Origin of the sequence: Erwinia psidii (genome assembly GCF_003846135.1) — a bacterium.
Classification (GTDB): domain Bacteria; phylum Pseudomonadota; class Gammaproteobacteria; order Enterobacterales; family Enterobacteriaceae; genus Erwinia; species Erwinia psidii.
The window spans coordinates 128688-151297 of record NZ_RHHM01000003.1 but is presented as its reverse complement, the minus strand read 5'-3'; the positions used below and the strand labels follow the sequence as shown (position 1 = coordinate 151297).

Below are 22610 nucleotides of genomic sequence, written 5' to 3'. Positions count from 1 at the left end.
TGTTCCATTTTTTATAAAACAATTAACAAGGCTCAACAATGATAAAGGACGACACGGATAAGCAGCCGGATTCTGTCTCATCGGTGATGAAAGTTTTTGGCATTCTCCAGGCGCTGGGGGAAGGCAGAGAGCACGGTATCACAGAGCTGTCACAGCGTCTGATGATGTCGAAGAGCACCGTTTACCGCTTTTTACAAACGATGAAAACCCTCGGCTACATCTCTCAGGAAGGCGAGTCAGAAAAATACACCCTGACCCTGAAACTGTTTGAACTGGGTGCGAAAGCGTTACAGAACGTCGATTTGATCCGCTTCGCTGATGTGCAGATGCGTGAGATCTCCCGTCAGACTCGTGAAACTATTCATCTTGGTGCGCTGGAAGAAGACAGCATCGTTTATATCCATAAGATTGATTCGCTGTATAACCTGCGAATGTATTCCCGTATTGGCCGCCGCAATCCGATACACAGCACCGCGATCGGGAAAGTGCTGCTTGCCTGGCGCGATCGGCAGGAGGTGCAGGACATCCTCGCCACCGTTGAATTTACCCGCAGCACCCCACGAACCGTTGTCAGCGCTGATGCGCTGCTTACCGAACTGGATAATGTGCGCTATCAGGGTTTTGGCGAAGATAATGAAGAACAGGAAGAGGGACTTCGCTGTATAGCTGTGCCGGTATTTGACCGTTTCGGCGTGGTGGTTGCCGGTCTTAGCGTCTCTTTTCCAACGCTGCGTTTTTCGGAAGAGAAAAAAAATGACTATGTAGGGATGTTGCACCAGGCAGGCAGGGCAATTTCAGAACAGATGGGCTATTACAACTACGCGTTTTAACATGCCGGACCAGCCTGGTGCTGGCCCGGCTCGTTCATCAGTTATCGACGACTTCGGTGCTCTTCTTCAACAGGGGGCAGTCGGTAACACCGACGATCCCGCTGTCACTGTGAAGATATTGTGCGGTAAGCATTCCGCGCGCCGTCAGGTACTGACACTGAAGCCCCATTCCTGCGACATTTTTAGTGCTTCCGGTCAGTACGCCATAGCCAGTAAGAAGCATCGCCAGCCAGATAATGACCAGCAGAGCCGCAATGCGAACTAAAAATTTCATATATGCCCTTATTTTTTGAAAGACAGTTATGTCGCTGTTGCATAATCATCAACAGCGGCTGGTATTTCAACATGTTGCGCTGTCATGCGCAATTCGCCAATCAGAATACACATTCCGACACGTTTTGCCTGTATGAACGTTCTTAAATTTTCATAATCTGGCTGTCAATTTTCAGGTGACCCGGTAAAATTCTCCGCTGGCCGGTCTTGCGACCAGATTACAGAAAACGTCCGCATTCTGAGGCACTTATGAACGAAATGGTAAATGGTGCAATGGGCTTTGCATCAATGGGACTCACGCTGGCGGTGGTTATTGTTGGGTTGATCGCCTGGTTTTTTATCAACCGTGCCAGTGTTAAAGCCACGCAGCAGGTGCGCCTGCTGGAAGCGTTACTTGAAGAACAGAAACGGCAAAATGCGCTACTGCGTAAAATAACTGAATCTGCAACGGCGACAGAGAAAGCGGACGGTAATAACGAAGACTTCCCCCGTTTTATCCCTGAGCGTTAACCCTCTGACTAAGGACTTTTCCAATGGCCTGGCTGAACCCCTGGTATGATCCTGATAAATCACATCACACGCCGGATGGTTTTCGCAATCCTGAACCGGAACTCAGAGAGAAAGGTGACCTGAAGCGCTGGCGTAAGCAACGTAAAGCGCAGGGATTGCCGTTTCCTCCTGCTCAGGGGTATCAGCACTTTATCCGGCAGTGGTGGCAGCCAGCCGATCTTTCCGGTGAGGAGGATGCCGTATGGTGGTTGGGACATGCCTGCCTGTTACTTCGCTGTTCGGGACGATATATGTTGATCGATCCGGCACTGTCCGATCGGGCGTCTCCGGTCAGTTTTTATGGACCACAGCGCAGGACGCCGGCGGCCCTGAGCATTGATGATTTACCGTCACTGGATAGCGTGCTGATATCACACAATCATTACGATCATCTTGACCGGCCAACGGTCAAAAAAATTCTCAGCCGCTTTCCCCAGGTAGAGTTTATTGTCCCGTTGGGATTGCGGCCCTGGTTCGCTCAGCTGAGAGCAGAAAGGGTGGTGCAGCTGGACTGGTGGGAGCAGACGAAATCGGCTGGTATGACGGTTCATGCGGTTCCCGCCAGGCACTGGAGTATGCGAAAACCCTGGGATCGGAATCGCTCACTGTGGTGTGGTTGGGTTATTCGTCATCAGCAGCTCAATTTCTGGTTTACCGGTGACAGTGGCTATTCTGAAAATCTGTTGGAGATCCCACGCCGTCTCGGACCATTCACGCTTGCGGCACTGCCGGTGGGGGCGTATGCACCAGAATGGTTTATGCGTGGGCAGCATATGGATCCGGCCGCCGCTGTCGGGTTACATCAGCATTCAGGACAGCCGATATCGATCCCAATTCACTGGGGCGTGTTTGAACTGGCTGATGAATCATTGGATCAGCCGCCTGACGTCCTGTCAGCCGCTATGCAGGCTGCCGGAATGGACGAACGACGCTTTCATGCCTGGAAGATAGGTGAACGGTGCCTGCTGAATAATACCATCCAGGAATAATCCTAAATGTTCTTATTGCGCAGTGCCCCATATTGAGACAGCCATATATTAATACAAACAGCCTGGGGGCACGTCCGTTTATTAACACAGTTGCTGATGCTTATAAATGGGGCAAAAATAAAAGAAGCTTCCTGATTTTGGTGCAATTTAATTTCATACGTACCAACGGCTTCTTTTTTAACTCAGTAACTACTTTTTTGCCATTTGTCGTGTGCAGTGTTTAATGAATTTTTTTGAATAAGCTATGTCATTATTGTGCAATACATTCATGGTATAAGTTCTTTTGGTATAAAATGAGAAACAAATCTTATGCCATCAAGGCATGGGATAAGGGATTTGGCTGAGATACCAGCCGGATTGCATTCCCCGTTTTACCTGCCAGCAGAAAATGCAATCAATAGTTTACGCTGTTCTTAACCTGTATGTTTCAATTCTGTGCATCATCTCGATCCTTGTTTAAAAATAACTTGCCATTAATTAACGAATATGTAATAACGCTTTCTGGGTAAACGAGGTACAGTTCTGTTTATGTATGGCATCTTCAGTAAGAAGTTTTGAGCAAAGACGTTATGTTGAATACCGCTTCCTTGCCGAGCATTAATTTGTGCCTCATGCAGTAGTGTCTCTGTTTTTTCTGTACATAAGCCTTCGGGCGAATAAACATTCTAAGGAATTTGTAAAATGGCAAAGATTAAAGGTCAGGTTAAGTGGTTCAACGAGTCTAAAGGTTTTGGTTTCATCACCCCTGCCGACGGCAGCAAGGATGTATTCGTACATTTCTCTGCTATCCAGGGAAATGGCTTCAAAACACTGGCTGAAGGTCAGAACGTTGAGTTCGAAATTCAGGACGGTCAGAAAGGTCCTGCTGCGGTGAACGTTACCGCCATCTGATTTCTGTTCAAGCCTGTTTATCGCCCTGCGACGTGTAATACAGGCATGAATCTGAATAAGAAAGCCCGGCTATAAAGGCCTGGCTTTTTTATTGCGGCAAGAAAAACTGCCGTCTTCCATGTGATTCCGGTACACTTCCGCCGTTGATCCTGCCGGAGAAGTATTATGTTGTACCAGTGCCCCCTGTGCCATCAGCCTTTACGGCGTGAGGCCACCGCCCTGCGCTGTGAGAACCGACACCAGTTTGATCGGGCGAAAGAAGGCTATGTCAATCTGCTCCCGGTGCAACATAAACGTTCCCGCCAGCCTGGTGACAGCGCTGACATGATGCTGGCCCGCCGTGAATTTCTTGATGCCGGACACTATCAGCCATTGCAGCAGAAGGTTTGCGAACTGTTTGAGCGCCTGTTACCAGCTTCTCCGCTTAACCTGCTGGATATTGGCTGCGGTGAAGGCTACTACACGCATGAAGTGGCGACTCGTCTTCAGGCGCGCGGTGAGGCAAAAATTTTCGGACTGGATGTGTCCAAAGCTGCCGTTCGGTTTGCGGCTAAGCGTTATCGTAACGTTGAGTTTTGCGTGGCGTCCAGTCAACGGCTCCCGTTTGGGGCCGATGTCATTGATGTTGTGTTGCGGATCTATGCCCCCTGCAATCCAGAGGAACTGGTAAGGGTGGTGAAAGATCGGGGTTACGTGCTGACCGTAACCCCTGGTCCGCGTCATCTGATCCAGTTTAAAAAACTTATTTATCAGGAAGTTATGCTGCATGATGACGCGCCGGAGCAGATGCCAGGGTTCACCCTTATCGAACAGCACTCGCTTAATTATCCCATGCGACTGAGCAGCGAAAAGTCGGCGGCACTGTTGCAGATGACCCCCTTTGCCTGGCGTGCCCGCCCGGAAGTCTGGGGGGTGCTGGCGACCACCGCGGAGTTTGACTGTGAAACAGATTTTACATTGCGTTTATGGCAGCGTAATGCCGATGGGGTTAAAGGCGGTTATAACCCGTGAGGATCAGCTATGTCTGACCATAAACTGGTAAATGTTGTCGAGATCGTCGGTTTTTTTCACGTGGATCAGCAGGCGACGGTTTTCCAGTTCGACAACCAAAACACCATCTTCTGAAAGATTCAGGCTTTTGATGCGATCCCAGTGGATAAAAACACTGGCATGGTAAAAACCTGCAGCCTTCAGCCGCATTTCTGGTTGCCGGATCCAGAACAGATACCATGCCATAAACGCCATTAGCAGCAGTAACGTTGTGGTTGTCGTTGATCCCTGATTGCTGATGTTCTGATAAATCACGATGATAACCAGGCCGATAAAAATCAGGCTGTCCAGTCTGTTTCTTCGCTTTAACCGCACCCGCAGACCAGTCCTGCCATGCAGTAACTCTGAGATCAGTTGATCATAAATGGCGAACAGCAGAAGCAGGGCGATAAACAGTATGATGGCGTAATCAGTCAGTGACATTGTTACTCCTGTAAAAACCGCCATCGTGCCGGTTGACGCAATGGCGGCGTTTGCTCAAATCGATGCTGGCATTACACGCCCAGCAGGCCTGTCCAGTATCCAAAAATACCAATGACGAAGAAGCCGATAATAATCCACAGGGCGTTGACCTTACGTCTCAGCAACCACATACAACCAAAGGTCAGTAGCAAGGGGATCAGGCCTGGCATCAACTGATCCAGAATGGACTGGACGGTGGTGACCGTTGTCTTGCCGGTCTGATCCGTGATGCGGGAAACCACCAGCGGCACATTGACATGTGTCCACTTGTTCACCAGTGCCCCCATGACAAACAGCCCAAGTATTGATGCACCTTCCGTCAGCTTTTGCAGAAAACCGCCACCCATATCGCTAACAATATCGACTCCTTTGCGGTAACCGTAGGCAACACCGTAATAGCGCACCAGCATTCGCACCAGGTTGAACAGCACGAAGAACAGCAGTGGACCAAGCAGGCTGCCACTCATGGCAATTCCCGCACCCAGTGCCGCGAAGACCGGGCGGACCGTGCCCCAAAATATGGGATCGCCTACGCCTGCCAGCGGTCCCATCAGCCCCACTTTAATGCCGTTGATCGCCGCATCGTCTAAAGCAGCGCCATTAGCGCGCTGTTCCTCCATCGCCATGGTTACGCCCAGAACGGGGGCGGCGACGTAGGGGTGGGTATTAAAAAATTCAAGATGACGCTTAATCGCATCACGGCGTTGATGGTCATTCTCAGGATAGAGGCGGCGTATTACCGGCACCATCGAGAAGCAAAATCCCAGCGCCTGCATACGTTCAAAGTTCCAGGAGCCCTGAAACAGATTAGACCGCAGGAAGACGCCACGAATATCGCCCGGTGTCAGTTTTTTCTGCGTGCCGGCAGTTGTTGTATCAACCATTTATATTCCCCTTTCTTTAATCTAATTCGTTGTCAAGGTCGTTGGTTACCGGACCGGAAACCGGTGAACCTGCCACGCGGTTATATTTCGGGGCTAACTGGATATAGAGCATCGCCATCACCACGCCTATTACCCCCAAAGCAACCAGGTTGAATTCGGTGAACGCAGCAGTGACAAAACCAAGGTAAAAGAAAGGCATCAGGTAGCCTGCACGCATCATATTGATCACCATCGCGTACCCAACCACCACAATCATGCCGCCGGCGATATTCAGGCCATTGGTGACAACTTCAGGGATCGACTCCAGCAGATTGTGTACCACGCTGGTACCGACGGAGACGGCTACAATCACCGCCGGAACCGCGATACGCATGGCCTGCAAAAACAGTGCGGAAACATGTATCCAGGAAATAGCCGACAGATTACCTTTTTCAGCGGCCTTATCCGCAGCGTGTTGGAAAGCAACGGTGACGGTGCGAACAATGATGGTCAGCACCTGTCCTGCGGCAGCCAGAGGTATGGCCAGGGCAATACCGGCACCGACACTTTGCCCACCGGCGATAACCAGAATGGTTGAAATAATGGAGGCGAGGGCAGCATCAGGTGCCACGGCAGCACCGATATTCATCCAGCCCAGAGCAATCATTTCCAGCGTACCGCCTATAATAATGCCGGTTTTCATGTCTCCCAGAATAATGCCGATTAACGTACAGGCGACCAGTGGTCGGTGGAACTGGAACTCATCAAGAATGGACCCCATACCTGAAATACAGGCAACCACAAATATCAGCACAATTTGTAGCGTTGTTATTTCCATTGTATTCTCCTGAACGGGTGAACTGAGTGAAACCTGACGGGTCAGGTAATACCTTTTGGAATGGTTAATGGGCGACGCTGGCAATTAGATCCATCATCCTGAGCCGCTGATCGCTGGAGACTTTGCGCACTTCCAGCTCAATCCCGCGCTGGTGCAGTTTTCTGAATGCGATAATGTCTTTTTCATCAACGGAAACGGCATTGTTCACCTGTGTTTTACCCTGGCGGAACGCCATCCCACCAATATTGACGCTGGTGATTTTCACCCCATCCTCTACCAGACGTTCCACGTCAGTGGGATTGGTGAACAGCAGCATAACGCGGTCACTGGCATATTTTGGGTTGTTCCATACCCGCACCATTTTGGCCACATCCACCACGTGGGCCGTTACACCCGGAGGGGCAACCTGAGTGAGCAGGGTTTTGCGCACCTTGTCAGCAGCAACTTCATCACTGACCACGATAATACGGCTGACATTGGTTTCTTTGGTCCAGCGGGTGGCCACCTGGCCGTGGATCAATCGATCATCAATGCGGGCGAGGCCAATTTTCATATGATCCTGAGGGCCTGCCGGTCTGGCTACCGCAGGGGCAGACGCCACGGGGGAGGTTACCTGCGGTACGACCGTTTTCAGGGATTTTACCCCCTCACGTCCGGCTTCAGTTGCTATGGCAACCAGCTCGCCAAACGTGGGGTTGTCATCACGTGCCATTAAGGTTTCCACCAGCATGGGAATATTGACGCCAGCGATGACGTCATAATTGTCGCGGTCAATAACAATACGGCTGGCGGCATTGAACGGGCTGCCTCCCCATGTATCGACGAGGAAAAGTACGCCGTGGCGGGTGTCCAAATCGGCCAGTCGTGCCTGATATTTTTCAATCAGGGTTTCTGCATTTTCACCGGGGATAAAATCAATCCACTGAATGTTGTTCTGCTCTCCCAGCAGCATCTCTGCTGTTTTGAGCAGCTGTTCCGCTGCCCAGCCATGTGTGCCGATAATAATGGCAATACTCACCTGTTACCTCCTTATGCGTTATTTCGCAATCCGACGTTATTCAGTCAGGTCACCATTCAGCCCAATGCCAGCGCACTTAGCATGAACAATACGAAGATGGGTTTATTACATTATGGTTAATGTGGGTTACGACTTTTTAACCAGAACTGATGCAGTGAAACAAACCGGAATTATTTTAGTCTGTGAAGGAATAATTAGTGTGACCGCGCTCCACTATTGAGACGCTTGCTGCATGCATGGTCACTTTTGTGTCAAGGATGCTACACCGATCCACTTAAAACTATGTAAATGTAAGAAAATATTTTGACGCATGGGACATTGCTGATTACAGTAATGTCTCTTATTTAACACAGGAGTAACGGGCATCAGCCCTCCCTATGGACCGTCATCGACGTCGCTTAATCATTCCTCCGGTCAGTTTCATCCCGTCATCTGACGACCCTTTTTATCTGTCCAGCGTTGCCTTGTGCTGTGCGATCCTCTGTTCGCCCGCTGTACCTTACCGTGCCTTTTCGTGGAGCCTGTAATGGAATTTATTTTAGACCCCTCAATGTGGGCGGGCCTGCTGACGCTGGTGGTTCTTGAAATTGTTCTCGGTATCGATAACCTGGTTTTTATCGCTATTCTTGCTGACAAACTGCCCCCTAAACAGCGGGACAAAGCGCGACTGATTGGACTTTCTCTGGCGTTGATCATGCGTCTGGGCCTGCTCTCCCTTATTTCATGGATGGTGACGCTAACCCGACCACTCTTCAGCATCGGTGACTTCAGCTTTGCCGGGCGCGATCTGATCCTGCTGGCGGGAGGACTTTTCCTGCTGTTTAAAGCCACGATGGAGTTGCATGAAAGGCTGGAGAATCGGGACCATGATGGAGGGGGAAGTAAAAGCTACGCCAGCTTCTGGGCTGTGGTATTGCAGATTGTGGTGCTCGATGCCGTTTTTTCTCTTGATGCGGTGATCACCGCCGTTGGCATGGTGAATAATCTGGCCATCATGATGACGGCGGTCGTTATTGCAATGGGTGTGATGCTTTTGGCGTCTAAGCCACTGACCCGATTTGTCAACGCGCACCCCACGGTGGTCGTGCTCTGTCTGAGCTTCCTGCTGATGATTGGTCTGAGCCTGGTTGCGGAAGGTTTTGGTTTTCATATTCCTAAAGGCTATCTGTATGCTGCGATTGGCTTCTCAATCCTTATTGAGCTGTTTAATCAGATTGCGCGGGTTAACTTTATGCGTAACCAGGCCCGCAAGCCTATGCGTGAGCGCACGGCGGAGGCGATATTGCGCCTGATGGGAGGGCGTCGCAGCCAGGATGAGAGCCAGGTGGAAGGGAGTGAGGTGGCAATGAAATTGCCGCAGGAAGCGTTTAAAGATGAAGAGCGCTACATGATAAATGGAGTGCTGACGCTGGCTTCCCGCTCTGTTCGTAGCATTATGACACCGCGAGGGGACATATCCTGGGTCGATGCCGCGCGTCCGGTGGATGAAATACGCATTCAGTTGCTGGATACACCCCACAGCCTGTTTCCGGTTTGCCGTGGCGAGCTGGATGAAATTATTGGTGTGGTGCGGGCAAAAGAGTTACTGGTGGCACTGGAACATGGTGTGGATGTGGCAACCTTTGCTGCGGCGACGCCGCCTATTATTGTTCCTGATACGCTCGACCCGATTAATCTGCTGGGCGTTCTGCGTCGGGCGAAGGGGAGTTTCGTGATGGTGACCAGCGAATTTGGCGTGGTTCAGGGGCTTATCACGCCGCTGGACGTGCTGGAGGCCATCGCGGGCGAGTTCCCGGATGAAGATGAAACTCCTGATATTGTTGTGGACGGTGACGGCTGGCTGGTTAAGGGTGGCACGGACTTACACTCGCTTCAGCAGCTGCTGGATACCCAGGTGCTGGTTGATCCGGGCCATGACCATGCCACGCTGGCCGGGTTACTGATTGCCCAGAAAGGACAGTTACCGCAGGTGGGGGAAACCATTGAACTACCACCACTGCATTTTCTCATTGTTGAGGCTACGGATTATCGTGTCGACCTGGTGCGGCTGACGCGGGAGCGGGATCCTCATGATGAGGAGAATGACGCATAAAATCATGCCACGGGTCGACAGTGCGCGACCCGTTTCTACTGCCTCAGGCTTGTTTTATACTCACTCAGCCATTCCGGGAAATCGCCTAATGGCATCGGGCGGGCGAAGAAATAGCCCTGTAACACGTCCACACCTCTTTCGCGCAGATATTCTGCCTGTTCTGCCGTTTCCACCCCTTCAGCCACCAGACTGATATTCAGACGCTGTGCCAGTGAGATAACCATGTCTGTCACCGTGGCATTGATCGCATCGGTGCCGATGGCAGCGGTGAAAACTTTATCAATTTTAAGTACGTCCGGGCTCAGGGTTTTCAGGTAGGAAAGGGAACTGTGCCCGGTGCCAAAGTCATCGATTGCCAGCTTAACGCCAATTCTGTGCAGATGAGAAACCACTCGCTGATCGACCACCGGCAGCGCATCCCGCTCGGTCAGTTCAACGATCAGTTGTGGAATCGGCCTGGCAGGCCACCATAATTTTTGCAGGTCATCAATAATCTCCTGGTCGTGAAAGTGACCGGAAGCCACGTTAATGGCGATGTGGAAGGTGGGTGAGGTTGGCAGCGCTGGTAACTGGCGAACCACCTCGCTGAGCACAAAGCGCGTCAGCGCGGCGATCAGATTATGCTGTTCGGCGAGCGGAATAAAAACGTCAGGCGGAACCCAACCCTGTCGGTGATTATGCCAGCGGAGCAGAAGCTCAATACCATCACACTCACCGGTACGGGAGTTAATAAGCGGCTGACAGTAAACCATAAATTCGCGGGTAGTAATGCCATAGCTTATCTGCCAGGCAAGGCTCATGCGGTTCGCGGTAGCCAGCCAGGCAATATATCCCGTCAGCAGACTCAGCAGCAGCGCCAGCGGAAGCTGCGAAGGCAGGGTCACCAGCGCCATACGTGCCGGCGCAGGCCCATACAATGTGATACTGAAAGGGTAGCGCAGCGAAGATTCCTGATAGCTGACCTCATGATCGGAGGGTGAAGCCTGCTCAAGTAGCTGATTGCCATATTCCAGACTTTTGCCGCCAACGTTAAAAATGGCGCGTTCAACCCAGGGAAGCGTGGGTTCGAGCAGATAGTTGCTGATCATTTCGATATTAATGATTTGCAAAATGCCGGCGTGATTATCGGTATCTTCGGTGGTCCACAGCAACAGCACGGGGGAGCCTTTCAGAATACGATCGTCGATACTGAGTATCATTCGCTGGTTGTTTACGGCAAGCTCAGGAAAGCTGGTACTGAAGCTGCGGTCACTTTGACCAAAGATGCTGGAACAATACATGATGTCCCGGTCAACCAGAATGATGGAACGCACGGTTTGCAGAGAGGCCAGCTTTTCGATTAGCGGGAAACGCACCTGGTCACAGGGCAGTCCAACCAGTCCCAGCGTGTTACTTGCTGCCACCTCAAGAGGTGAAAAAAGGCGGTCAAAACGTTGAATGGCATTACTTGCGAAGGTACGAGACTGCTTTTCAATCCGGTTTTTCTCTTCAAAAAAACGCTGGGATAACGTCAGGATAAGCACTAACGCGGAAACCGCTAAAGCGATGAACAGGCGCTTGCGGCGAAACTGTCCGAAAACTTCCTGGGACACTTGCATCAGTCATCACCCTATGATCGACATAATATTTCAAAAAATAAACCTCAGATATCGGCAAAATCAGCGTTAAGTTTAGTCTTAATTGGCGGAAATGCAGAATCAGCGAAAAAAGCAGGTCGACACCCTATTTACAGGAAATATCTTACTTTTTTATGACAAAGAGCAAACTGAACAACAAAAATTATGCTCAGAAAGAAGGGCCAATGCTGCCCACGTTGAGGCGTCGGGCAGCATGAGATGACAGCAACAACGGATAATTAATCACACTGGACTTTAATCGCCAATCCACCGCGAGAAGTTTCCCGGTATTTGGCATTCATATCCTTGCCTGTTTCATACATGGTTTCAATCACCTTATCCAGCGAAACCCTGGCTTCACTGGTCCGGCGCATGGCCATTCTTGCGGCATTGATGGCTTTAACCGAGGCTATCGCGTTACGCTCAATACAGGGCACCTGCACCTGACCCGCAACGGGATCGCAGGTCAGCCCCAGATTATGCTCCATACCGATCTCAGCCGCCACGCAAACCTGCTCCGGGCTGGCCCCCAGCAGTTCCGCGAGGCCAGCTGCCGCCATTGAACAGGCGACGCCAACTTCACCCTGGCAGCCTACTTCCGCACCAGAGATAGAGGCGTTCATCTTATAGAGAATGCCGACCGCACCCGCGGCCAGAAAATAGCGAATAAAAATATCCGGGCTGACCGACTGGATAAAGTGATCATAGTAAGCCAGCACCGCCGGAACGATGCCGCAGGCACCATTAGTGGGAGCCGTAACCACACGGCCACCGGCGGCATTTTCTTCATTAACGGCCAGCGCGAACATGTTAACCCAGTCGATGACATTCATCGGATCGCTGGAGAGTTTGTCAGAAGAGACCAGCAGACGACGCAATGCGGAAGCTCGTCTTGGAACGCGCAGCGGACCCGGCAACACGCCTTCGGTATTCAGGCCGCGGTCGATACAGTCACGCATGTTTTGCCAGACATCGGCAAAATAGCGCTCAATGTCCGCTTTGCTGTGCAGCGCCAGCTCATTTTTCATCACCATGCCTGAAAGAGACAGGCCGGTCTGATGACAATGCGCCAGCATCTCTTTGGCTGAACTGAAGGAATAGGGCACCGAAACGTCGTTCAGGACCGACTGGCCAAAATGCGCCTCATCAACAATAAAGCCGCCGCCAATCGAGTAATAAACGTTGCTGTAAAGTACGTTTTCGCCAGAAAAAGCGCTGATACGCATCCCGTTTTCATGCAGCGACAGGTTATCACCGCGAAATACCATGCCGCCTTCGCGCGGGAAATCCACCTCATGACTGCCATTTGCCAATGGCAGGCGCTGCTGCTGCCCGACATCGCGAATAAACGCAGGTATGCCATCAATATCCACCGTTTCGGGTGATGCGCCCGACAATCCCATAATAATGGCAATATCGGTGTGATGGCCTTTACCGGTGAGAGAGAGTGAACCGTACACATCAACGGCAATGCGGGTTACGTCAGTAAGGATACCTTTACTGGTCAGTTCATCGACAAACTGTTTGCCGGCTTTCATTGGTCCCACCGTATGGGAACTGGACGGGCCAATGCCGATCTTAAACATGTCGAAAACACTAATCACACTTTTGCTCCTTGGTGCTGCAGGATCATTGGGAAACTGATGCAGTAATAGTAATGGTCTGCCTGAAGATCATCGCATGAAATAAACTAATCAGATTCAGATAAAAAATGAGGTGGGCCACCGGGTGGGTTGCTGGCCCCGTTATGCAGCCCGGACGGCATAACGGCATACAATAAAATTGGGTTGTGTCTGAGAGCCAGCATGGCGATATAACACATCGCCCGCCCATCTGACCCTGGCAAGAAACGATATAATAAATCACACTGACCGGCGAACTGATAAAGGTCTGAGTAGTATGTCATTGCGCCACCTGCAGACTGAGCTGGCGGATAATGCCCGCGGTCATGCCCCAGATAAAATAATCTTCAAACCAGGAGAGCCAGACTTGCTGAGTGAGGCCAGCGCGCCAGATATTAACAGAAACATAGCGTGTCAGTGTCAGTGCTTCCTGTAACGGCATTTCAAAAACTGATTCAACTTCACTGTCGCTGGGCCGCCAGTGCAGATTACCCGGCAGAATACCCACCACGGGCGTGACCTGAAAGCCGCTGCTGGTGGTCACCGCGGGTAACATCCCCAGCACCTGAACTGCGTCAGGGGGAATAGCGACTTCTTCCTGGGCTTCACGCAGCGCGGTGGCGATCGGCGAGTCATCCTCCCGATCTCTCATACCGCCCGGAAATGCCACCTGGCCGGGATGCTTTCGCAGCGTGGCGGCGCGCCGGGTCAGCAGTAATGAGGGGCATGGGCGATTGACGACTGGCACCAGTACCGCAGCCTGGCGGCCTGAATACACAGGGGTCTGTACCACAGGAGGTTGCAGAAGAAAACGGCTGATAAAGTGATTTGTTGTCAGGTTACTGTCAGTCATCGCTGTCTTCCAGACAGGGCAGGATACGGTTAATTTTATCAAATGTTTCCTGGTATTCAGCCTGCTCATTACTGTCAGCGACAATGCCTCCGCCTGCCGTACAGTAGAGCTGGCCTTTTTCCGCTGTTAAGGTGCGAATGGTAATACTGGTGTCCATCCTGCCGCAGACGCTGAGATAACCAATGCTGCCACACCAGGCGTTGCGTCGGTGTGGTTCCAGCCGATCGATAATGTCCATTGCCCTGACTTTTGGTGCACCGGTGATGGAGCCGCCCGGAAAGCAGGCACGCAGCAGATCGCAGGGGCTCAGTTCAGGTCTCAGTTCGGCGGTAATCGTGCTGACAAGGTGATGAACAGCGGGAAAAGGCTCGACCACAAACAGTTCCGGTACCTGCACGCTACCCGGTTTTGCCACCCGTCCAATATCGTTACGCAGGAGATCGACAATCATGAGGTTTTCCGCACGGTCTTTCGGTGAATGGGCCAGGGCTGCCGCCTGTGCGCGGTCTGCCGCCGGATCGCTGAGCCGCGGGAGAGTACCTTTGATGGGCCGGGTTTCGATTACCCCCCCGGTGATATTTAAAAAACGCTCAGGGGAAAGGCTCAGAATGGTACTTCCCGGAAGACGGATAAATGCGCTGAAAGGGGCTCGATTTTGTTGATTCAGTCGCCGGAAAGCCTGCCACTCATCCCCGTGATAGCTGGCCTGGAAACGCTGCGCAAGGTTGATCTGGTAACAGTCACCGCTGTGTAACCAGTGCTGGACCTGGCGGAACTTCTCACCGTATTGCTCACGGGTCATATTGGATAACCACGGGCTGGTGAGCCGGAACGGTTCAACTGACGGTTGCGACGGTAACTTTTCCAGCCAGTCAAGGCGGGAAGAGGCATCACCCTGTACAATAAGCGTAACTTTCCGCTGATGATGGTCGGCGATTAATGCCCAGTCATAAATGCCAATGGCCATATCCGGTGTATGCAGATCCTGTTCTGCACAGTACGGCAGTTTTTCAAAACGGCGACCTAAATCGTAACCAAACAGGCCCAATGCGCCGCCCTGAAAGGGATAATCAGCGTTTTCTGTCGCAGTAAAACGGCAGTTTTGCAGGGTGTTATGCAGCAGAGAGAGAGGGTCTTCCCGGTGCTGCGTGACGCCGTGTGCGGTATGGATATGGGTGATATCACCCAGAGTAGTGAGGGTGATCAGCGGTTCGGCCACCATGATATCGAAGCGATTATCGCTGTGATCGGCAAAACCAGAGTGGAGTAGCATGGCCCATGGCTGCTGTGACACGGAGGAAAAAAGCTGTTCAACGGCATTCGGCGTGTATTCAAGAGGACAATAAACAGGTGACATACGGTTTTTAACATCGGCACGGTATTATCCGGCAAGCCTGACATATTTTTCTGCTGTTGGCATCTCTTTGTTCCACGTGTGATAATCCGTGCAACCCGACAGGAGCAGATATGATTACTGGTTTACCGGCGCTGTCCCATGAGCAGCAACAACAGGCGGTTGAACGCATCCAGCAGCTGATGTCCGAAGGCATGAGCAGTGGCCAGGCCATTCAGCTGGTGGCGTCAGAAATTCGTGAAAGCCATACAGGAGGCATGATTGCCGCCCGCTTTGAAGATGAAGACGAAACGGAGTGACGGCGCAAAAGCGGTGCAGACGGCACCCCAGGCCTGGTGCTCTGCTTGCCCTGTTGCTCCCGTTGGCGTGTAGCCTTCTGACTTTTTTTGCTGAGGCCGGCTCATCTGGCTGGCCGCAGGATGTGTCAGAACAGACCTTTGTCACTCAGCCGTCCGGCGAAAATTTTCACTACTTTATCAGCAATGCTAAAATAAGTGACAATGTCACTTCAGCACTGATCGTAATGCATGGGCACCCTCGTGATGTGGGCAAAACGCTCACTGCCGCCCTGATGGCGGCCAGAAACACGCCAGCCGCAAGCCAGATCCCGGTTATCGCGCCGCTGTTCCAGGTGTCTGATGCGCAATCAGTTCACTGTCGCTCAGCGGGGTTACCCGCCGCCCTGCCGGAGGACGCGCTGTGGAACTGCCATTCCTGGCTGGATGGTGGCCCGGATGTGCAAAACAGGCTGAGCGCATTTTCAGCACTCGATCAACTGCTGGCTCATTTAAAACAACGCTGGCCTTCGCTGCGACAGGTAACGGTGGCCGGATTTTCAGCCGGGGGACAGTTCGTGCAACATTATGTCGCCTTTGCCAGACCACCCGTAGGGATGCGAATGCGCTATGTGATTGCCGATCCGGGAAGCTGGCTTTGGTTTGATCCGCGAGCGCTGACAACCTGCCCACAAATAAATCAGTGGAAATACGGTCTGGAAAAGGTGCCATTGTGGCTGGACGATCGGCTGGCGGGTGCGCGGGAGCGCTATCGCAACGCAGACGTACGTTATCTTGAAGGCGGTGACGATCGGGGCAGCGGGCCGGGCAGTTATCTGCATATCCTTGATAAATCCTGCGCCGCAAACAGTCAGGGGCGCTACCGGCTGGACAGAGGCATCCGTTACGCACGGTATGACAGCGAGGTGCTGAAACCTGTCATACCACATCCACTTGAGGTGGCGGCGGGTTGCCGTCACGATGTTCTCTGTGTTTTTCCCTCTCAGGCTGGCAGACAGGCGCTTTTCACACCTGCACGCTAAAGCGCCTGCAGGTGATGTTATCGGGCAGCAACGATCTTAATTTCCACCAGATAGTTTGGGTTCATCAGTCCGGCCTGAACGGTGCAACGGACGGGCGCGTTGCCTGGGGAGACCCAGGCATCCCAGGCGCGGTTCATTGCCGGGAAATCCGCTTTGTTTACCAGAAAAATGGTGGCATCCAGAATACGGCTTTTGTCCGATCCCAGTCGGCTCAGTATCCGGTCAATGACGGACAGCGCATTAGCCGTTTGCGCGTAAGCATCCTCATCAAGATTTTCCGGCACGCTGGTATAATAAATGGTGTCACGGTGAATGACCGCTTCAGACATGCGGTGCTCAGGATCGAGACGTTCAATGCTCATCATTTTCCTCTTAATCAGTTTTGTTTCGCTCGGTGGTTCGCAAGCCTGCCACAAATTTTTATCATTTGCGACAGCAGGATGGTCCGGTTTGTTCTGTCGGCACCATCCGATTCTGGCGTGGGACGCCGGGGAACAGGCAGACGACGGTGTTCAGCACCACAGGCGTCTGAACCGTTTACGATCAACCGGTTACAGAGTGTCCTATCGTAATTGATTGATTTTAAGGGCTTTGCATCGTGCTGTGCGGGCTGACATAATGTCAGCGTTTTTTTCTCTCGCGGTGAGGACAAGTTGGCAGACGATTTTGCAGCAGATGGCGCGCTGGCGCTGGCGATCCCTGGATTTAAACCGCGTGAGCCTCAGCGTCAGATGGCCGACGCGGTCAGACAGGCGATTGAGGGTAAAAATGAGCTGGTGGTCGAAGCGGGAACCGGCACCGGCAAAACTTACGCGTATCTTGCCCCGGCGTTGCGCTCGGGTAAAAAAGTCATTGTTTCCACCGGCTCCAAAGCGTTACAGGATCAACTGTATAACCGTGACTTACCTACCGTCGCCCGTGCCCTGAAGTTTAAAGGCAAGCTGGCATTGCTGAAAGGGCGCTCCAATTATCTCTGTCTTGAGCGGCTTGAACAGCAGTCAATGGCGGGGGGAGAACTGGCGGCACAGGCCATGAGCGATCTGGTACATCTTCGTGGCTGGTCAGCGGAAACCGTCGATGGTGATATCAGTAGCTGCGGCGGGGTAACGGAAGACAGCACCATATGGCCGCTGGTGACCAGTACCAATGATAACTGTCTGGGCAGTGACTGCCCACAGTATCAGGACTGTTTTGTGGTGAAAGCACGTCGCAGGGCAATGGATGCGGACGTGGTGGTGGTGAATCATCATCTGTTTCTGGCTGACATGGTGGTGAAAGAGAGCGGTTTTGCCGAACTGATCCCGCAGGCCGATGTCATGATCTTCGATGAAGCTCATCAGCTACCGGATATTGCCAGCCAGTATTTTGGTCAGCAGATTTCCAGCAAACAGCTGCTGGATCTCGCCAGAGATATCACCATTGCTTACCGGACTGAAATCCGTGATATGCAGCAGTTACAAAAGTCCGCCGATCGCCTGGCGCAGAGTGCGCAGGATTTCAGACTGGCGCTGGGCGAACCGGGGTTTCGCGGTAATCTGCGTGATATGCTGAATAATCCCGCTACCCAGCGGTCACTGCTATTGCTTGATGATGCGCTTGAACTGTGTCACGACGTGGCGAAAATGGCGCTTGGCCGCTCGGCGCTGCTGGATGCTGCCTTTGAACGTGCCGCGCTGTATCGCGGCAGACTTCGTCGACTGAAGGATGTCACGCAGCCGGGTTTCAGCTACTGGTATGAGTGTAACGCCCGTCATTTTGTACTGGCGCTGACCCCGCTGTCTGTTGCCGAACGCTTCCGTGAGGTGATGGATGAACGTCCGGCCAGCTGGATATTCACCTCGGCGACGCTTGCGGTTAACGAACAGATGACCCATTTTGTTGAACGGCTGGGCGTCGGTAAGGCAAGCACGCTTATCCTCAACAGTCCCTTTGATTTTTCCCGGCAGGCGCTGCTTTACGTGCCGCGACATTTACCTGCCCACAACCAACCGGGCAGTGCACAACAGCTGGCGAAAATGCTGTTACCGCTGATTGAGGCCAATAACGGACGCTGTTTTCTGCTCTGTACTTCACGGCAGATGATGCGTTTTCTGGCAGAGCAGTTCCGCACCCTGCTGACCCTGCCAGTGTTGCTACAGGGCGAAACCAGCAAAGCTCAGCTGTTAAAGCAGTTTGTTGCAGCCGGGAACGCCCTGCTGGTGGCAACCAGCAGTTTCTGGGAAGGGGTGGATGTCCGGGGTGATGTGCTGTCACTGGTGATTATCGATAAGCTGCCGTTCACCTCGCCCGACGATCCGCTGCTGAAGGCAAGGATGGAAGATTGCAAACTGCGTGGTGGCGATCCCTTTGACGACGTGCAGCTACCGGATGCGGTGATTACCCTCAAGCAGGGCGTGGGACGTTTGATCCGTGACGTGGACGATCGTGGGGTGTTGGTGATCTGTGATAACCGCCTGGTGATGCGGCCCTACGGCGCGGTTTTCCTGAACAGTCTGCCACCGACGCCCCGCACGCGTGATCTTCAGCAGGCGGTGGCGTTCCTTACCTCATCCCCTCAACAGTAATTTCCACGACAATATGCTATGCTGCGTCGCGAATTTTTCCTTGCTGAGGTATCTATGTCCACGCGAATTTTAGCGATTGATACGGCGACAGAGGCCTGTTCAGTCGCGTTGCTGATGAACGACGAGATTTCGGCGCACTTTGAACTGTGCGCACGTGAGCATACCCAGCGGATCCTGCCAATGGTGCAACAGATCCTCCGCGAGCGTCAGACCGCGCTTGCCGGGCTGGACGCGTTGGCCTTTGGTCGGGGTCCGGGAAGCTTTACCGGTGTGCGTATCGCTATTGGCATTGCTCAGGGGTTGGCGCTGGGGGCGGGATTGCCACTGGTCGGTGTCTCAACCCTGAAAACCATGGCGCAAACCGCCTGGCGGCGACATGGGGCACGTCGCGTACTTGCCGCAACAGATGCCCGGATGGGAGAGGTGTACTGGGCTGAATATGTGCGGGATGAGCAGGGTAACTGGCAGGGTGAAAAGACGGAAGCGGTGCTCAAACCAGAGGTTGCACTGCAGCGGATGTCGCAGTTAACGGGTGACTGGGCACAGGTGGGAACCGGCTGGCAGGCTTATCCGTCACTCGCGGAAATCAGTCCCATCCCCCCTGGACTGACGTTACATGGCACGGATGTGTTGTTACCCAGCGCGGAAGATATGTTGCCGCTAGCCGCCGTCGCCCTGGCGTCGGGGGAGGTGGTGGAGGCGGCAGATGCCGAGCCGACCTACCTGCGCAATGAAGTGACCTGGAAAAAATTACCGGGGCGTGGATAAGCGTTTGGGCAATCACCGGTGGCGATGGTGATGACGCGGACAGCCACGCCGTGTTGTCCGTGGGCGCGGCCAGTGGATGCTGACGACGGGTAACGCAACTTATTATCACCAGTGAAGTCAAAGCTTTCGGTAACAGGGAGATCATTATGCGTAAACGTGTGTTATTGCAATCTGGAAGTGTCGTGTTGCTTCTGTCTTTACTCACAGGATGCGTCAGCGTGCCGGATTCCGTTCGTGGCACATCACCGACGCCACAGCAGGATTTGGTCCGGGTGATGAATGCACCACAGCTCTATGTTGGCCAGGAATCACGCTTTGGTGGCAAAGTGGTGAAGGTCATTAATAAAGACGGTGTTACCCGTCTGGAAATCGCAGCAATGCCGCTTGATGACACAGCCCGTCCGATACTGGGCAGCCCGTCGATTGGCCGTGTCTATGCTGACATCAAAGGTTTTGTCGATCCTGTGGATTTTAATAATCAGATGGTGACCGTGGTTGGGCCTGTTACCGGCAGCGAAAAAGGGCAGGTTGGTCAGGCATCCTATCACTTTGTGAAAGTGAATGTGACCGGTTATCAGCGCTGGCATCTGACTCAGCAGGTCATCACCCCGCCACAGCCTGTTGATCCCTGGATTTGGTATGGTCCCCCGCGGGGACGCCATCGTGGCGGTTACTGGGGACCACCACCCGGCGGCTTTTACAATCAGGGACCGGTTCAGGTTCAGACTATCCTGACGGAGTAGTTGGCTTATTTTATGACGACCCGGTAGCTGTTACGCAGTTGCCGGGTCGTCTTTTATCGTTTGATCCAGCACTGCAAAAAATTAGTGATGGGCTTCGCAAGGTTTTTACAGAGAAAGATGCTGAAAGATACGCTGAGTTAAAATAATGTTAATAAGCGTGGCAGGGCGAGATTGTAATGACAGTAAATAATCATTTCCGAGATGTTTTCCTGAATAAGGTGTGGTTAAAGCGCTACCCGGCTGATGTTCCGGCAGAAATCAGTGCCGACCATTACACATCTCTTGTCGGGCTGTTTGAAACGGCGGTAAAACGTTACGGTGATAAGCCCGCCTTTATAAACATGGGCAAGGCGATGAGCTTCCGCCAGCTTGAAGAGCGTAGTCGGGCTTTTGCTGCCTATCTGCAACAGGGTCTGGCACTGAAAAAAGGGGATCGTGTTGCCCTGATGATGCCCAACCTGTTGCAGTATCCGGTTGCCTTGCTGGGGGTATTACGCGCTGGTCTGATCGTGGTTAACGTTAATCCACTCTACACGCCCCGAGAGCTGGAGCACCAGCTCAATGACAGCGGTGCCTGTGCCATTGTTATTGTGTCAAATTTCGCGCATACGCTGGAAAAAGTGGTCGAAAAGACGCAAATAAAACACGTTATTCTTAGCCGTCTGGGCGATCAGCTATCTCCGGCAAGGGCCACGCTGTTAAACTTTGTCGTCAAGTATATCAAGCGAATGGTTCCTCGCTACCACTTGCCAAATGCGATCTCTTTTCGCACTGCCTTACGCCTGGGACATCAGATGCCGTACCAGCGGCCAGAGATAATCAACGACGACCTGGCTTTTCTGCAATATACCGGTGGTACAAGCGGCGTGGCGAAGGGCGCGATGCTCACCCACCGTAATATGCAGGCCAATATTGAACAGGCCAGGGCGACCTACGGCTCATTGCTGAAAGAGGGTGGTGAGACAGTGGTTACCGCGCTGCCGCTTTATCATATCTTTGCACTGACCGTGAACTGTCTGCTGTTTATAGATTTGGGCGGCGCTAACCTGCTTATCACCAATCCGCGCGATATTCCGGGGATGGTAAAAACGTTGTCCAGGACTCGTTTTACCGCCATCACCGGTGTTAACACGCTGTTTAACGCACTGTTGAACGATAAAGATTTTCAGCAACTGGATTTCTCCAGTCTCACCCTTTCTGCTGCCGGGGGAATGGCGGTACATAAATCGGTGGCTGAGCGTTGGGAGAAGCTGACGGGACATTATCTGCTGGAGGGCTATGGTCTCACCGAATGTTCACCACTGGTATCGGTCAATCCTTACGATATACGTAATCACGATGGCAGTATTGGCCTGCCGGTACCTTCAACGGATATCAAACTGGTCAATGATAAGAATGAGGAGGTTGCGGAGGGAGAGCCGGGAGAACTGTGCATAAAAGGGCCGCAGGTGATGTTGGGCTACTGGCAACGTCCTGATGCGACCGATGAAGTGCTCAAAAATGGATGGCTTCACAGTGGTGATATTGTTACCGTTGACTCTGCAGGCTTTATTCGCATTGTTGACCGCAAAAAGGACATGATGCTGGTTTCTGGTTTTAACGTTTATCCCAATGAGATTGAAGATGTGCTGATGATGCATCCAAAAGTTCGGGAAGCGGCGGCCATTGGCGTACCCAACGAGGTGTCAGGAGAAACCATTAAAGTTTGCGTGGTAAAAAAAGATCTCTCGCTGACCACAGAAGAGTTGCTCATGCACTGTAAGAAACACCTGACCGGCTATAAAGTTCCGAAGGTGGTTGAATTTCGGGACGATTTGCCAAAAACTAATGTTGGAAAAATTTTGCGGCGTCAACTGCGTGAAGAAGCGATAAAATCGCTAAAAGCCGTCTGAATTGCCCTGTTTGTTAGCCTGTCGA

22 protein-coding genes are annotated in these 22610 nt (G+C 52.4%); 12 read left to right on the top strand and 10 right to left on the bottom strand.

Annotated elements, in window-relative coordinates:
- Nucleotides 1-38 precede the first annotated feature (38 nt).
- The gene (gene kdgR / locus EB241_RS05310; protein ID WP_124232172.1) at nt 39-830 is read left to right on the top strand and encodes a DNA-binding transcriptional regulator KdgR; all 792 of its coding nucleotides are present in this window, start codon (nt 39-41) and stop codon (nt 828-830) included.
- 37 nt (nt 831-867) lie between these two features.
- Here kdgR and EB241_RS05305 read toward each other — a convergent pair whose 3' ends face one another.
- Nucleotides 868-1104: a YobH family protein gene (locus EB241_RS05305; protein WP_124232171.1), complete on the bottom strand. Its 237-nt coding sequence runs from the start codon at nt 1102-1104 to the stop codon at nt 868-870.
- Between the two features lie 248 nt (nt 1105-1352).
- Between EB241_RS05305 and EB241_RS05300 the strand changes: the two genes are divergently transcribed.
- The 4 genes from EB241_RS05300 to rlmA all read left to right on the top strand — a co-directional run bounded on the left by EB241_RS05300 (nt 1353) and on the right by rlmA (nt 4543).
- Nucleotides 1353-1613 carry a YebO family protein gene (locus EB241_RS05300; protein ID WP_124232170.1) on the top strand — a complete coding sequence of 87 codons (261 nt, stop codon included), beginning with the start codon at nt 1353-1355 and terminating at the stop codon, nt 1611-1613.
- 23 nt (nt 1614-1636) lie between these two features.
- Nucleotides 1637-2641, top strand: a complete 1005-nt coding sequence (locus EB241_RS05295) for an MBL fold metallo-hydrolase (RefSeq protein WP_124232169.1) — start codon at nt 1637-1639, stop codon at nt 2639-2641.
- Nucleotides 2642-3322: 681 nt separating this feature from the next.
- Nucleotides 3323-3532: a transcription antiterminator/RNA stability regulator CspE gene (gene cspE, locus EB241_RS05290; RefSeq protein ID WP_001062678.1), complete on the top strand. Its 210-nt coding sequence runs from the start codon at nt 3323-3325 to the stop codon at nt 3530-3532.
- A gap of 165 nt (nt 3533-3697) precedes the next feature.
- On the top strand, nt 3698-4543 hold the full coding sequence (gene rlmA / locus EB241_RS05285; protein ID WP_124232168.1) for a 23S rRNA (guanine(745)-N(1))-methyltransferase: 846 nt from the start codon (nt 3698-3700) through the stop codon (nt 4541-4543).
- 3 nt (nt 4544-4546) lie between these two features.
- Here the strand turns inward: rlmA and EB241_RS05280 are convergent, their stop codons facing one another.
- The 4 genes from EB241_RS05280 to manX form a co-directional block, all read right to left on the bottom strand.
- Entirely contained in the window at nt 4547-5005 is a 459-nt protein-coding gene (locus tag EB241_RS05280; protein ID WP_124232167.1) for a DUF986 family protein, read from the bottom strand.
- Between the two features lie 71 nt (nt 5006-5076).
- Complete coding sequence (locus EB241_RS05275; RefSeq protein WP_124232166.1) at nt 5077-5928, bottom strand: PTS mannose transporter subunit IID; 852 nt, start codon at nt 5926-5928, stop codon at nt 5077-5079.
- Between the two features lie 16 nt (nt 5929-5944).
- Nucleotides 5945-6745, bottom strand: coding sequence for a PTS mannose/fructose/sorbose transporter subunit IIC (locus EB241_RS05270; RefSeq protein ID WP_124232165.1), 801 nt, complete (start codon nt 6743-6745; stop codon nt 5945-5947).
- Between the two features lie 64 nt (nt 6746-6809).
- Entirely contained in the window at nt 6810-7763 is a 954-nt protein-coding gene (gene manX / locus EB241_RS05265; RefSeq protein ID WP_124232164.1) for a PTS mannose transporter subunit IIAB, read from the bottom strand.
- Nucleotides 7764-8289: 526 nt separating this feature from the next.
- On the opposite strand from manX, the gene EB241_RS05260 reads away from it, so the two are divergent.
- Nucleotides 8290-9855 carry a TerC family protein gene (locus tag EB241_RS05260; protein ID WP_124232163.1) on the top strand — a complete coding sequence of 522 codons (1566 nt, stop codon included), beginning with the start codon at nt 8290-8292 and terminating at the stop codon, nt 9853-9855.
- 35 nt (nt 9856-9890) lie between these two features.
- Here EB241_RS05260 and EB241_RS05255 read toward each other — a convergent pair whose 3' ends face one another.
- From EB241_RS05255 to pabB, 4 genes are all read right to left on the bottom strand, one after another.
- On the bottom strand, nt 9891-11453 hold the full coding sequence (locus EB241_RS05255; protein ID WP_124232162.1) for an EAL domain-containing protein: 1563 nt from the start codon (nt 11451-11453) through the stop codon (nt 9891-9893).
- A 257-nt stretch (nt 11454-11710) separates the two neighbouring features.
- The gene (locus EB241_RS05250; protein ID WP_124232161.1) at nt 11711-13075 is read right to left on the bottom strand and encodes an L-serine ammonia-lyase; all 1365 of its coding nucleotides are present in this window, start codon (nt 13073-13075) and stop codon (nt 11711-11713) included.
- 298 nt (nt 13076-13373) lie between these two features.
- Nucleotides 13374-13946, bottom strand: coding sequence for a CoA pyrophosphatase (locus EB241_RS05245; protein WP_124232160.1), 573 nt, complete (start codon nt 13944-13946; stop codon nt 13374-13376).
- Nucleotides 13939-15303 carry an aminodeoxychorismate synthase component 1 gene (gene pabB / locus EB241_RS05240; protein ID WP_124232159.1) on the bottom strand — a complete coding sequence of 455 codons (1365 nt, stop codon included), beginning with the start codon at nt 15301-15303 and terminating at the stop codon, nt 13939-13941. Before pabB ends, EB241_RS05245 begins: the two co-directional genes overlap by 8 nt.
- 110 nt (nt 15304-15413) lie before the next feature.
- On the opposite strand from pabB, the gene EB241_RS05235 reads away from it, so the two are divergent.
- On the top strand, nt 15414-15599 hold the full coding sequence (locus EB241_RS05235; RefSeq protein ID WP_124232158.1) for a YoaH family protein: 186 nt from the start codon (nt 15414-15416) through the stop codon (nt 15597-15599).
- 122 nt (nt 15600-15721) lie between these two features.
- Nucleotides 15722-16618 (top strand): hypothetical protein, encoded by an 897-nt coding sequence (locus EB241_RS05230; protein WP_233592538.1) that lies wholly within the window; start codon nt 15722-15724, stop codon nt 16616-16618.
- A gap of 17 nt (nt 16619-16635) precedes the next feature.
- On the opposite strand, the gene EB241_RS05225 is transcribed toward EB241_RS05230, so the two are convergent.
- The gene (locus EB241_RS05225) at nt 16636-16980 is read right to left on the bottom strand and encodes a RidA family protein (RefSeq protein WP_124232157.1); all 345 of its coding nucleotides are present in this window, start codon (nt 16978-16980) and stop codon (nt 16636-16638) included.
- 291 nt (nt 16981-17271) lie between these two features.
- Between EB241_RS05225 and EB241_RS05220 the strand changes: the two genes are divergently transcribed.
- The 4 genes from EB241_RS05220 (at nt 17272) to fadD (ending at nt 22585) form a co-directional block, all read left to right on the top strand.
- Complete coding sequence (locus EB241_RS05220) at nt 17272-19182, top strand: ATP-dependent DNA helicase (protein WP_124232156.1); 1911 nt, start codon at nt 17272-17274, stop codon at nt 19180-19182.
- 54 nt (nt 19183-19236) lie between these two features.
- Nucleotides 19237-19950 (top strand): tRNA (adenosine(37)-N6)-threonylcarbamoyltransferase complex dimerization subunit type 1 TsaB, encoded by a 714-nt coding sequence (gene tsaB, locus EB241_RS05215; protein WP_124232155.1) that lies wholly within the window; start codon nt 19237-19239, stop codon nt 19948-19950.
- 146 nt (nt 19951-20096) lie between these two features.
- Nucleotides 20097-20693, top strand: a complete 597-nt coding sequence (locus tag EB241_RS05210; RefSeq protein ID WP_124232154.1) for a Slp family lipoprotein — start codon at nt 20097-20099, stop codon at nt 20691-20693.
- Nucleotides 20694-20902: 209 nt separating this feature from the next.
- Complete coding sequence (gene fadD / locus EB241_RS05205; RefSeq protein WP_124232329.1) at nt 20903-22585, top strand: long-chain-fatty-acid--CoA ligase FadD; 1683 nt, start codon at nt 20903-20905, stop codon at nt 22583-22585.
- Nucleotides 22586-22610 lie beyond the last annotated feature (25 nt).

Bases quoted from the DNA above. Each gene is read 5' to 3' on its own strand.
- kdgR (WP_124232172.1), top strand. From the start codon at position 39: ATGATAAAGGACGACACGGATAAGCAGCCGGATTCTGTCTCATCGGTG.
- EB241_RS05300 (WP_124232170.1), top strand. From the start codon at position 1,353: ATGAACGAAATGGTAAATGGTGCAATGGGCTTTGCATCAATGGGACTC.
- EB241_RS05260 (WP_124232163.1), top strand. From the start codon at position 8,290: ATGGAATTTATTTTAGACCCCTCAATGTGGGCGGGCCTGCTGACGCTG.
- cspE (WP_001062678.1), top strand. From the start codon at position 3,323: ATGGCAAAGATTAAAGGTCAGGTTAAGTGGTTCAACGAGTCTAAAGGT.
- EB241_RS05235 (WP_124232158.1), top strand. From the start codon at position 15,414: ATGATTACTGGTTTACCGGCGCTGTCCCATGAGCAGCAACAACAGGCG.
- EB241_RS05225 (WP_124232157.1), bottom strand. From the start codon at position 16,980: ATGAGCATTGAACGTCTCGATCCTGAGCACCGCATGTCTGAAGCGGTC.
- pabB (WP_124232159.1), bottom strand. From the start codon at position 15,303: ATGTCACCTGTTTATTGTCCTCTTGAATACACGCCGAATGCCGTTGAA.
- EB241_RS05270 (WP_124232165.1), bottom strand. From the start codon at position 6,745: ATGGAAATAACAACGCTACAAATTGTGCTGATATTTGTGGTTGCCTGT.
- EB241_RS05245 (WP_124232160.1), bottom strand. From the start codon at position 13,946: ATGACTGACAGTAACCTGACAACAAATCACTTTATCAGCCGTTTTCTT.
- EB241_RS05295 (WP_124232169.1), top strand. From the start codon at position 1,637: ATGGCCTGGCTGAACCCCTGGTATGATCCTGATAAATCACATCACACG.
- rlmA (WP_124232168.1), top strand. From the start codon at position 3,698: ATGTTGTACCAGTGCCCCCTGTGCCATCAGCCTTTACGGCGTGAGGCC.
- EB241_RS05210 (WP_124232154.1), top strand. From the start codon at position 20,097: ATGCGTAAACGTGTGTTATTGCAATCTGGAAGTGTCGTGTTGCTTCTG.
- EB241_RS05275 (WP_124232166.1), bottom strand. From the start codon at position 5,928: ATGGTTGATACAACAACTGCCGGCACGCAGAAAAAACTGACACCGGGC.
- tsaB (WP_124232155.1), top strand. From the start codon at position 19,237: ATGTCCACGCGAATTTTAGCGATTGATACGGCGACAGAGGCCTGTTCA.
- EB241_RS05305 (WP_124232171.1), bottom strand. From the start codon at position 1,104: ATGAAATTTTTAGTTCGCATTGCGGCTCTGCTGGTCATTATCTGGCTG.
- EB241_RS05280 (WP_124232167.1), bottom strand. From the start codon at position 5,005: ATGTCACTGACTGATTACGCCATCATACTGTTTATCGCCCTGCTTCTG.
- EB241_RS05255 (WP_124232162.1), bottom strand. From the start codon at position 11,453: ATGCAAGTGTCCCAGGAAGTTTTCGGACAGTTTCGCCGCAAGCGCCTG.